Origin of the sequence: Pseudomonas sp. NBRC 111133 (assembly GCF_001320605.1) — a bacterium.
In the GTDB taxonomy this organism is placed as follows: domain Bacteria; phylum Pseudomonadota; class Gammaproteobacteria; order Pseudomonadales; family Pseudomonadaceae; genus Aquipseudomonas; species Aquipseudomonas monteilii.
The window spans coordinates 19,709-29,272 of record NZ_BCBJ01000037.1 but is presented as its reverse complement, the minus strand read 5'-3'; the positions used below and the strand labels follow the sequence as shown (position 1 = coordinate 29,272).

Annotated in this window: 5 protein-coding genes; 2 read left to right on the top strand and 3 right to left on the bottom strand. The window is 64.4% G+C overall.

Annotated elements, in window-relative coordinates:
* Window positions 1–22: 22 nt before the first annotated feature.
* A complete protein-coding gene (locus APH36_RS07925) occupies window positions 23–1,810 on the bottom strand; it encodes a monovalent cation:proton antiporter-2 (CPA2) family protein (RefSeq protein WP_060498174.1) in 1,788 nt (595 codons plus the stop codon).
* Window positions 1,811–2,047: 237 nt separating this feature from the next.
* Window positions 2,048–3,022 (bottom strand): GlxA family transcriptional regulator, encoded by a 975-nt coding sequence (locus APH36_RS07920; RefSeq protein WP_060498173.1) that lies wholly within the window; start codon window positions 3,020–3,022, stop codon window positions 2,048–2,050.
* Window positions 3,023–3,159: 137 nt separating this feature from the next.
* Between APH36_RS07920 and APH36_RS07915 the strand changes: the two genes are divergently transcribed.
* Window positions 3,160–3,522, top strand: coding sequence for an AraC family transcriptional regulator (locus APH36_RS07915; protein ID WP_060498172.1), 363 nt, complete (start codon window positions 3,160–3,162; stop codon window positions 3,520–3,522).
* A 72-nt stretch (window positions 3,523–3,594) separates the two neighbouring features.
* Window positions 3,595–4,221, top strand: a complete 627-nt coding sequence (gene ycaC / locus APH36_RS07910) for an isochorismate family cysteine hydrolase YcaC (protein ID WP_060498171.1) — start codon at window positions 3,595–3,597, stop codon at window positions 4,219–4,221.
* Window positions 4,222–4,340: 119 nt separating this feature from the next.
* On the opposite strand, the gene APH36_RS07905 is transcribed toward ycaC, so the two are convergent.
* A complete protein-coding gene (locus APH36_RS07905; protein ID WP_060498170.1) occupies window positions 4,341–9,386 on the bottom strand; it encodes an ATP-binding sensor histidine kinase in 5,046 nt (1,681 codons plus the stop codon).
* Window positions 9,387–9,564: the final 178 nt, after the last annotated feature.

The window sequence follows — 9,564 nt, the reverse complement described above, 5'->3', positions numbered from 1 at the left end:
TCAAGGCGTACGCCAAAGGCCTTCAATCCGCATCCGAATCAAACAACCGCTCCAACTCCACCCGCGCCTCCTTGGCCGTCTGCATCACCTTGGCCCTGTCATCGCGCACCTGCCCCTGGGCCACCAGCACTTCCTCGTCATGCTGGGTAAACCGCGCAATCCGGTCCGCCGCCTGTTCATCGCTCAAGCCCAACCCTACCAATGCCCGGCGGGTCATCTCCAGGCTGGAGTAGAACATCTCGCGAATCGGCTCTGCACCCACATCCACCAACTTGTGCACATGCTGGCGGTTACGTGCCCGGGCCAGCACTTTCAGGTGCGGGTACAGGCGCTTCACGCGTTCAGCCGTATGAATGGCAGCTTCCGGGTCATCGATGGTGATGATGAAGTACTCCGCCTCACCCACCTTGGCCGCATGCAGCACTTCGGGGCGCAGCGGGTCGCCGTAGAACACCGGTACCTGTTCGAACATGCGGGTCATTTCGATGGTGTCCACCGAGGTTTCCAAGGCGATGAACGGGATCTTCTGTGCCCGCAGGATGCGCGCAACGATCTGGCCCATGCGGCCCATGCCGACGATCACCACCCGCGGCGTATCCGTCTGGATCTGCTTGTACTGCTCAGGCACTTCCCGCACAGGCTGCGGGCGCTTGAGGGCGCGGGCGCAGCCCAGCATCAGCAGTGGGGTGATGGCCATGGACAGGGTGATGGTCATCAGCAGCAGGTCGTAAGTCTGGGTGTCGAACAGCCCCTGGTCCTTGCCCAGCTTGAACACCACGAAGGCGAACTCGCCGCCGGCAGCCAGCACCATGCCCAAGCGCAGGGCGCTGGCGCTGTTCAGGCCACCGGCCAGGCGGCCGACGCCAATCAGCAGCACCAGCTTCACCGCCACCAGCAGCAGGGTCAAACCCAGCAGCACCAGCGGCATTTCCAGCAACAGGCGCAGGTTGGCGCCCATGCCGACGCTGATGAAGAACAGCCCCAGCAGCAGGCCCTTGAACGGTTCGATCTGCGATTCCAGCTCGTGGCGGTACTCCGAGTCGGCCAGCAGCAAGCCGGCGAGGAACGCCCCCAAAGCCATCGAAACACCGGCTTCTTCCATCAGCCAGGCGGTGCCGATCACCACCAGCAACGCGGTGGCGGTGGACACTTCGGGCAGGCCGGTGCGGGCCACGGTGCGGAACACCGGGCGCAGCAGGTAGCGGCCGCCGATGATGACCACGGCGATGCTGGCGAATACCTTCAAGCCGTGTTGCAGGCTGTCGCCGTGGCTGGTGTCCGGGCCACTGGCGGCCAGTAATGGAACCAAGGCAATCAGCGGGATGGCGGCGATGTCCTGGAACAGCAGGATGGCGAAGGCAAGGCGGCCGTGTGGGGCATTCAGCTGCTTGCTCTCAGCCAGACTCTGCAGACCGAGGGCTGTGGAAGACAGCGCCAGGCCCAGGCCAAGTACGATGGCTGCTGGCAGTGTCTGGCTGAAGCCGAACAGGGCGATGGCGCCGATCAGCGCGCCGGTCAGCAGCACTTGGGCGGTGCCGACGCCGAACACTGATTTGCGCATCAGCCACAGGCGCTTGGGTGACAGTTCCAGGCCGATGATGAACAGCAGCAGCACCACGCCCAGCTCGGAAATGTGCGCCACGCTTTCGGTGTCGCGGATCAGGCCCAGTGCCTGCGGGCCAATGATAACGCCTGCGAGCAGGTAGCCGAGTACGGCGCCTAGCTGCAGCCGTTTGGCCAGGGGGACGGCGAGGACTGCGGCGAGCAGGAAGATGACGGCGGTTTGCAGAAGGCTGCCTTCGTGTGGCATTGGCTCGTACTCCATGAGCTGCCGGGGCAGCGTTTGAACAGTTTGGCCGACAATTCTGGGGAATGAGGGGGTGGTAGACAATCTGCTTTCAGGGAGAAAGATTGTCCCGAAGAATGAGACAACCTGTGTCGGCCTCTTCGCGGGCGCGCCCGCTCCCACAAGTACGGCACAACCCTTCAGGCCTGTGTTATCTCTGTGGGAGCGGGCATGCCCGCGAAGAAGGCAGCGCAGATCTAACTATCCATCGCCACCAAACTGCGCCCGATACTGCGCCGGCGTCATGCCAATCCGCTCGCAGAACACCTTGCGCATATGCCGGTCACTGCCAAACCCGCACTGCGCCGCCACCACCTTCAACGGCAGGTCGCTGCCTTCCAGCAGCTTGCGCGCCCGGTCGATCCGCGCATTCTGCAGGTACTGCAACGGCGTTATCCCCACCTCGCGCTGGAACGTGCGGGCGAAATTACGGCTGCTCATGGCCACCAGGTCGGCCATCTTCTGCACGGTAAACGCCTGCTCGATATGGTCGACGATGTGCGCCTGTACCCGGGCAATCGGCGAATCATCACGCGGCACCGCCGCCAGCAACGGCCCGTACGGGGTCTGCCCGCCTTGGCGATGACGGGCGACCAGCAGCACCTTGGCCACTTCCAGGGCCAGCGCCTTGCCGTGGTCCTCGGCCACCACCGCCAGCGCCAGGTCGATACCCGCAGTGATCCCGCCCGAAGTAATCAGGCAGCGGTCGATCACATAGATCTGCTCGGTCTCGACCTTGGCCTGAGGAAATGCCCGCGCCAGGCGCTCCACGTAATTCCAGTGGGTGGTGCAGCGGTAGCCGTCCAGCAACCCCGCCCGGCCCAGCAGGAACACCCCGGTACAAATGGCACCAAAGCGCTTGGCGCTGTGCACCGCCCGTGGCAACCAGCGCTCCAGCGCTGGCAAGGCAATGTCATACGCGCCAGGGCCGCCGGGCACCAGCAACAGGTCGACGGCGTCCGGCAAGTCTTCCAGGCGCAGGTCGGCCACCACTTTCAGACCACAGGAGCCGCGCACCGCTGCTTGCCCTTCGGCCAGGGTGAGCAGCCGGTATTGCCGCTCTGCCGGCAAAAAACGGTTGGCGATGGCGAACGCATCCATGGGCCCGGTCACATCCAGCAAGAGCACATCGTTGAACAGCACCATGGCCACGGTGCGGTGAGCATTTACCTGCATGCTTCTTCGCTCGGTAGCTGAATACAACGTGCATCTTACGGTATACCGCCGCGCACAATTAAGAATAATTCAGGTTTGGCTCAGGACTTTGTCATGTGCCGGGGGCGAGACTTTCTGCATTCAACAGGAGAGTCGCCATGCACCCCGGCATGCCCCAAGCGCCGCTGCAAACCCCCGGCGCACTGACGCCCGCGCGGTTGCGCCAGGCCAAGGAACTGATGCTGCGCAGTTCGCTGTCGATCATCGAGATCGCCAGCGTATGCAACCTCACCCGCAGCCACTTCTCCCGCGCCTTCAAGGTCAATACCGGCCTTTCGCCCCAGGCCTGGCGCCTGCTGGCACGCATGGAAAAGGCCAAGCGTCTGCTCGTCACCGAAGCGCCGATAACCCATGTGAGCCTGGAATGCGGCTTTTGCGACCAGGCCCATTTCACCCGCGCCTTCAGCCGCCTGGTTGGCCAGCCGCCCAAGGCCTGGCGACAGGCGCAGGCCATTTCTTAAGCCGTATCTATCCACCGGTATAGCCCCTTGCGGACAGTGCCGGCCCGTCATCCCAACCCAAGGAGTCACCCCATGAGCCAACCTGATTACAAGCGCTTGAACAAAGACGACGCCGTGGTCCTGCTGGTGGACCACCAGACCGGCCTGATCTCGCTGGTGCAGGACTTCTCGCCCAACGAGTTCAAGAACAACGTGCTGGCCCTGGGTGACCTGGCCAAGTTCTTCGGCCTGCCAACCATCCTCACCACCAGCTTCGAGCAAGGCCCGAACGGCCCGCTGGTGCCCGAGCTGAAAGAAATGTTCCCGGATGCGCCCTACATTGCCCGCCCCGGCCAGATCAACGCCTGGGACAACGAAGACTTCGTCAAGGCAATCAAGGCCACCGGCCGCAAGCAGCTGATCATTGCTGGCGTGGTAACCGATGTGTGCGTGGCATTCCCGACCTTGTCGGCACTGGCTGAAGGCTTTGAGGTGTTTGTGGTGACCGATGCTTCGGGTACCTTCAACGAAACCGTGCAACAGGCAGCGTGGGTACGCATGACCCAGGCGGGCGCGCAAATGATGAACTGGTTTTCGGTGGCGTGTGAGCTGCACCGTGACTGGCGCAACGATATCGAAGGGCTGGGTAACCTGCTGTCGCAGCGCATTCCCAACTACCGCAACCTGATGAACAGCTATGCGGCGTTGACCTCGCGTTAATGTAAACCTGTACCGGCCTCTTCGCGGGTAAACCCGCTCCCACAGGAGTGGTGCGTAACCTGAGGGCTGTGGGGTCCCTGTGGGAGCGGGTTTACCCGCGAAAGGGCCGGTACAGGCTGTTAAGGATTCACAGGCAGAGTGAAGCGAATCCGGCAACCACCCAGCTCGGATGCCAGTGCCTGCAACTCCCCACCATGGGCCTGCACCACCGAACTGCAGATCGCCAGCCCCATCCCCATACCACCGCTCTTGGTGGTGTAGAACGCCCCGAACACCTGCTCCCGTTCTTCAGGCGCAATTCCCGGCCCGTTGTCGTCCACGCAAATCTCCACCGCATCCCCGACGACCGCCGAAGCAATCCGCAGCACCCCATCGCCGCGATACCCCGCCAGCGCCTCCAGCCCATTGGTAATCAGGTTGAACACCAGTTGCTGCAACTGCACCGGGTCGGCCATCACGCTCACCCCTGCCTGCAAGCGTGTCTGCACGTCCACCGTGCCCTTGGCGGCTTCGGCCGAGGTCAGACGCACGACCTCACGGATCAGCTCATCCAGCTTCACGGCCTTGAGCTGCACCGGCGATTGTTTGGCCAGCGAACGCAGTGCACGCACGATGTTGGCAGCACGCTCGCTGTCGTTGCGGATGTCTTCCAGGCCGGCAATCGCTTCTTCCAGGTCGGGCTTGGCGCGCTTGAGCCAGCGCAGGCTGGCGGCGGCGTTGGAGGCAATCCCCAGCAACGGCTGGCTGATCTCATGGGCGATGGACACCGACAGCTCGTTCATCACCTGCAGGTGCGCACTGCGGGCCAGCTCTGCACGAGAGCGGCGCAGCTCGGCCTCTATCTGGGCGCGGCTCTGGTTGTCTTCGGCCAGGCGCGTATAGAACTTGGCGGTTTGCAGCGACACCGCCGCCTGCGAGGCGAGGATCTCCAGCATGGCCAGGCGCTGGCTGCCGAACAGATTGGGCACCAGGCGGTTTTCCAGGTACACCAGGCCGATCAGCACGCCCTGGATCACCAGCGGCAGGCACAGCACCGAGCGGGCATTGCGCGCCTGCAGCTCATGGCGAAAGGCTTCGGGACAGTCGCTTTGGGCATCGTTGAGCACCAGTGGCTTGCGTGTGCGCATGGTGGCGTTGATGACCGACAGTGGTGCTTGGGTCATGAACTTCTGGCAGTTGTCCATGCTCACGTGCAGCCCGGCATCGTCGATGTAGGCGAGGGCAGCCATCTGGAATTCGGCACCGCTGACGATCAGCAGCGCGCCATGGTCAGCACCTGAATGCTGGGTCAAATGGCCCATCAAGGTTTCGATCAGCCCTTCGAGCAGCACTTCTTCGGACAACGCGCGCGCCGCTTCTATGCCGGCTTCCAGGTCCCGCTTGGCCTGGTGGTCGGTGTGGCAGGCCTCCTGGATCGGCTGGGTGCGCAAGAAGGGGTGCAGCGCCTCCAGCTGATGCACCTTGCCGGTCGCCCCCCAGATATGGAAGCAGTCGCGGGCAATGCGCAGGTGCAGGTTGGCACCGGAAATCAGGCCGCTGGGGATGCATACCTCGGCCAGCTGTTCATGGGCCAGGGCCTGCTCGTGGATGAAGCCGGCAGCGGCGGCTGCGATCTGCGCCTGGTCGAAGCAGCGGATGGCACTCAGGCCGTCGCCTTCGAGCTTGGCGATCACGCCTTCGATCAGCAACAGCTTGTTGCGGAAGGTGGCCGGGTTGAAACCGGCCCAGCGGCCGAAGCGCTCGCGCAGGGCCTGCAGCTCGCGCAGCTTGTCGGCAATGCTGCCAGCGGCCTCGGGGCTGCCCAGGGCCAGGCCGCGGAACAGGTGAAAGTCTGCCAGGTTGATGTGCGCCGGTACTGCCCAGGTGTTGTCTGCGGCCAGTGCCAGGTTGCGCATGGCCTGCGGGATATTGCCCAGGTAGAAGTCGCACATGCCGGCGAACAGGTACTGGAAGAACCGCGTCGTGGGCGATTTCGAGGCTGTGGCCGAGGCTGGGCAGGGCGTGCCGCTCAAGCGGGTGACGAACGCTTGCTGGGCTAGCAGGATCTGCTCGACGTCGCGGTAACCGTAGCGACGTACGGTGGTCAGGCCTTGCGCCAGTTCCTCTACCACGTCTGGCAGGTAACGGCCCATGAACAGCGAGTCGGAAACCAGGTGGTTGCAGGCGTAGCAGCTCATCGCCAGGTCGCCGCTCAGGCGCCCTGAATCGACCGCATCCAGCGCGGTACGGCGGGTGAACTCCATGGGCGAGGTCCAGGCGCTGACCTGGTCCAGGGCCAGCAGCGCGCTGGTCAGGTCCGCGTCGAAGCCGTGCCGTTCAATCAGCTTGAGTGCGGCCAGGCAGCAGGCGTGGCCATCATGGTAAGCGCCGAAACGCTCGGCAATCATCACCCCGTACCAGGCCATGCCATAAGTGCTGCCCGGGGCAGCACCGTGCAGCAGCGACAGCTCCATGAGCTTGGCCAGGTGCAGGAAGCAGATGTCGTCTTTGACGAAAAACGATGACGACAGGGTGGCCAGCAGGCTGATGGCAACCGTCACTTCTTCCGAATCGGTGCGCTGCAGCGACTCCAGACAGTGCCGCCCTTTCTGTTCGACCAAGGCCTGCACATGGGCATGACTCGCCTCGACCTGTTGCCAGTCGATGCCCCGTACCGGGCTTATACCCAGCAAGTCCAGGCCGGATATGGCGCTGTCGATGGCCGCCTGATAGTCGCCGCGCAAGGTATGCAGCAGTGCCTGCAGGCGGCACACCCGCGCCTGGTCCAGCGTCGAACGTGCGCGCTGGCGGCATTCGGTGATCCGGGCTTCGGCTGCGATCATTCGCGACAGTTGCATGTCGCACTCCGTCGCCATGCAGGCGATGGCAAAGCCATGTGTGGCGCGGCTTTCCAGCGTGGCGCCGTGCTGCAGCAGCTGCTCGGCGGTGTGCAGGTAGCCTGCGCTCTGCTCGAAAGCGCCACCGTCGCGCGCGCGCGTTGCTGCTTCGCGCAAAAGCTGCAGGAACGCTTCGCAGTCATCTGCTGCAAACCCGCATGGGCTGGCGCGTTGCAGCTGGCTGGCGAGCTCGAACAGTGCTTCGTGCAGGTGGCGTGGCCAGGCCTGTCGCATGGCCAGGGCAATACGTGCATGCAGTTGGGTACGTTCGCGTATGGGCGTGAGCGCGTACGCGGCTTCCATCACCCGCTCATGGGCAAAGCCCAGGCCGTTCTGGCCCTGTTGCAGGAAACCCTCGCCAATCAAGGCTCTCAACGGTTCGCCAGGCGCCTGGGCAAGGACCTGCTGAAGCAAGCGCTCATCGCAGCGGCTACCCGCCGCGCTGGCCACCCGCAGCAGATCGCGCTGCGGCATCGGCAGGCGGGCCAGGCGGTGGATCATCAGGTCGGCGACATTGTCGGAGTAGCGGTGGCGGGCCACGGCCTGCAGGCACCATGACCAGCGCATGGCCTGGGTGTCGAAGGTGAACAGCTGGTCCTCGACCATGGCCCGGAGGATCTGATGGATGAAGAACGGGTTGCCCGCCGTCTTGTCGTGCACCAGCACGGCCACCGGCAATGCGTCCTCGGGGCCGATGTGGTAGCGCTCGCCGATCAGCTCGGACACCGCGTCCACACTCAGAGGCCGCAGGTTCAGCGTGGTGCTGCGCACCGTTGCGGGCAGGCTAAGGGGGGCACTGCTGGCTGGCGCATCATTGCGTCGGGCGACGATCAACAGCAGGTTGCCGGGTGCGTGAGCCAGCAGTTGCGTCAACAGTTGCTGGCTGGCGTCGTCGGCCCACTGCAGGTCATCGAAGAACAGCACCAGCGGCTGACCGGGGCGGCTGAACACCTGCAAGAACTCGACGATCGCCCGTAGCTCCTTCTGCAGTGCCAGGCGCGTGGGCTTGGCCGGCAACGCGGGCAAGGGGCCAAGGATCAGTTGCAGGTCTGGTGCCAGCTTGCCGAGCAGCCGGCCATGGCCTTTGATGCGGCGCAGGATCTCGCGGCGCAGGCTGTCGAGGGCCTGGCTGCTCTTGGCCAGCAACTGGGTGGTCAGCGCACCGAGAATGTCGACCCAGGGTGCGTAGGGCACGGTTTGGGCAACGCTGTTGCACTTGCCGATGGCCCAGTAACCCTGGGCGTTGGCTTTGAGTGCTGCCTCGACCAGAGTCGACTTGCCCATGCCGGTGGCGCCGTTGATGAACAGGGCTTGCGGCTTGCTGTCGCGGCGCAGGGCCTTGAGCAGCAGGGCGATGGCCTTCTGTTCGGCGCAGCGGCCATACAGGCGTTCGCGGCCAGGCGTGGCGGGGTCGGCGCAGCCTGGCTCGAAGCCCTGAATGGTCTTGCTGGCGGCCCATTGCCGCTGGCAGTGGGCCAGGTCTACCGCCAGGGCGCGCGCACTCTGATAGCGGGCGTCGGGCTCCTTGGCCAGCGCCTTGGCCAGCACCCGGCTCAGCGGCTGTGGCACGTTGCTGTCCACTTCGCAGGCCGCCCTTGGCTGCACGCCGGCATGCAGCTGGCGCCAGTGCTGAGTGTCGCGCCCTGCCAGCGGCAGTTCACCCAGCAGCAACTGGTACAGGATCGCACCCAGGGCATAGATGTCACTGCGCTGATCGCTGCTGCTGCCGTGCGGGCAGACCTGTTCCGGTGCCAGGTACGACCAGTTGCCGAGGGGGGCGCCTTGTTCGCCAATCAGTTCCGCCAGGTCGGCGCGAAAACAGCCTAGGCGCACTCGCTGGCTGGCGTATAGGTACACGTACTCGGGTTGTAGCGCGCCATGCAGCACATTGCCTGCGTGAGCCTGTGCCAAGGCATTGGCCGCATTTACCGCGATGTCGAGAAATGGCGCTAGGGCTGCCGGGCCTTCGGCGATCAGGTCGGCGACTGAGTGGCCAGCCGGGTACACCAGCAGCGGGCCTTCGGCTGAACGCACGAACGCAGACGGGATCACCGCCCACTGCGGGTCCAGTTGCAGGCGGTAGTCTCTTTCCAGGCGCTTACAGGCGGCGGGGGCCTCAAGTGGGGCGCGTACGGCGATCCAGGCCTGATGGGTGGCCGGGTCGCGCAGGCGAAAGTAGCTGAGCTCGCCTTCCTGGCCCAGCGCGCTGATGTCGCACCGGTTCAGCCAGCCCTCGTCGACCGACTGGTCGTATTCGATGGGCCTGTGGGCAAGGCGTTCATCGAGCATAAAGCACCCCCTGCTAGCGACATCCTGAGTCGCGAGTATACGCAGCGGGCCCAGTAAGGATGCGGCTTGTAGCCTGCCTGGCAGGAACGGGCACGCTGTTGTCCGTTATCGCACCCTGCGGGCAGGCGGGCTTTTGTATAGTCCTGAGGGCAACCTATCCCTCGGGATAATTGTGTGA